The 2,366-nt window shown below is 34.0% G+C and carries 2 protein-coding genes; both read left to right on the top strand.

The window, feature by feature from the left end; all coding sequences use genetic code 11:
• The coding region (locus L691_RS33185; protein ID WP_036738134.1) for a hypothetical protein at positions 1-671 on the top strand (671 nt) is incomplete at its 5' end.
• 864 nt (positions 672-1,535) lie between these two features.
• Positions 1,536-2,162 (top strand): histidine phosphatase family protein, encoded by a 627-nt coding sequence (locus tag L691_RS0124490; protein ID WP_025692875.1) that lies wholly within the window; start codon positions 1,536-1,538, stop codon positions 2,160-2,162.
• Positions 2,163-2,366: the final 204 nt, after the last annotated feature.

Below are 2,366 nucleotides of genomic sequence, written 5' to 3' on the forward strand. Positions count from 1 at the left end.
TTATTACTTTCGCTGTGAGATATTTTCAGGATAGACATGAGTTTCAACACATTATTCAGTTTAATTACTTTAAATCTTTAAATAATAGTCTTTTTATGCATGAGAATTTGGAAGAAACTAATTTTAACTTAAGAAAACATGTATGGGAATATGATGCTGATAGAATGGCTACTTTTCAAGTGTTAAAGTATGTATATAGTGTACATTCTAATTTTAAAGTGAAATCTGATGAAAAGTTAAAATGTTTAATGTATGTTGGCTGCTCAAGTATATTTATTACTAAATGCTTACACTATTTCGGAGTAATGGATCAATTAAATTCACCTCTATCAGTTAAAAAGCCGGAATTTTATAAAAAGAAATACTCTCACCCCCACCCTCTAGTTAGAGGTATAAATATTATTTGGTGTTTTTTTGATAATATTACTAATGATTTTCCGAATTTAAAAATGGATTACCAGGAATTTTTCAACAATATTTTTATTGTAGCAAGTTTATATTTCAAATCTCTGATTCCTACATATGATATCATAAAAGATATTTTTAAGGATTTAGGTGACCATTTAGATACTATAAATGATTACAATATAGAGCTATATGATTGTGCAATTCAAGATGAAGCAGTTAGAGGTCACTTGCTGTCACGGAACATTAAATTTGAAGATGTTTAATTTTAATAATCATATTTAGAAACGGCATTTTTGGTGCTGTGTTTATATATAGATATATTTTGTGTGTCTATTTGCAATTTATGTATCGGTACATTCTATCAATCTCATGGCTTACGTTATCCTGTCGTTAGCTTAATGAAGCATCTTTATTTTAAAGGGAATTCCATGAAAATATAAATGTTTTAATGTACTCAACGTGGATATGGGACATAAAGTATACCAATTAGAAAGTCCTCAACTATGATGCGTCTAGTTGAGAAAACTTATTTATATTGTCAGTTTACTAATTATCTCAATTATAATTAGTGAAAACCCGAATTATCTCATTTATACTTGCTTGATGTCTCAAGCATATATTAACAAAAGCAGCCTTTGGGCTGCTTTTTAGTCTCATTTATAACCGTTACTCACACTAATTGTGAGTAACAAGTATAGTTGAGACTAGTTAGATCGATAACTGAGACTTATTTCAAAATCCCTTTTCAAATACATTAAGCAGTCTATACGCTTCCTTGATTATCAAATGTAAATAGCCAATTCTACCTTGGGAGTAATAATGTAATAATCGGGGGAGTCCTGTTGCTTCATCGTATAATCCTATAGGAATCGGAGGTTGGATAGCCTCTTCAATTCAAATGCTTTGGCAAGTTAAAGAGATAGAATACTGTTTAAACCATCAAGTTAAATTGAGAACTAGTTGCCCTCTCTGCAATCAAGAGCAAATGTATATACATAATAACTTAGGGGCGTATCGTTGTAGTCATTGCGAAAATTAAGCGATGTAAGCTTCATCTTTTGTGCCAATCGATAACCCACATTGAGCACAAATAATCATACGTCTGTTTAGAAGAGAGGAGAATCCAAATGCAAAGTATTACCTTAATTCAACATTGCCAATCCGAACATCATATAAATGATATGACAGGTGGATGGACAGATACCCCCTTAACAGAACTAGGAAGGAAACAAGCCGAAATCATTGGAAACAAACTAAGCGAGTGTATAAACAGTAAGGAATATACGTTATATTCGTCAGACTTATTGAGAGCAGCACAAACAGCAAAAATTATAGGAGAACAGTTGAGTTTTGAAGTAATTCTAGATCATAACCTTCGAGAGATAAATACGGGGGTAGCAGCAGGAAAATCAAAGGAGTGGGCGAGAGAGAATCGAAAACCTCGAGGAGAAGCGTTTGATTTAGACTATCAAGAGTTTGATGATGGAGAAACATGGAGGCAGTTTTATAGCCGAGTATGTGATTGCATGAATGCGATCTGTAAATCAGAAACGGAGAAAAATGTATTAGTTGTTACCCATGGTGGAACTTTAGGGTATATCGTTGCATGGTGGTTGGGATTCCAACCGGACATGGTAGCCAAATCCTTTTTTTCTTCCTCAACTGGTGGCATATCTGTACTAAGCAAAAATAGCTTTCAACAAAATGTTGTAAATAAATTCAATGATACCTCACATCTTACCATTTTATACTAAAGGCTACTGGTAACCCTAGTACCTTGACCGCATTAAATTTGAGGATAAAGATGCTTTAATTTAGCTCTAGCCTGCTCGGTAGTAAATTGCCAAACAACGGATTTCTGAGCCCCGTTTCGTTCGTTTTCCCAAGCCGACACCTCTCCCTGCAATTCATCAATGGAGGCGATTCGGCGGTTCAGGCATTGGATCGTCAGTGCACTG

It is taken from the genome of Paenibacillus zanthoxyli JH29 (genome assembly GCF_000520715.1).
GTDB classification, from domain to species: Bacteria; Bacillota; Bacilli; order Paenibacillales; family Paenibacillaceae; genus Paenibacillus_AQ; species Paenibacillus_AQ zanthoxyli.

Coding starts and splice junctions, on each gene's coding strand:
- L691_RS0124490 (WP_025692875.1), top strand. CDS start 1,536: ATGCAAAGTATTACCTTAATTCAACATTGCCAATCCGAACATCATATA.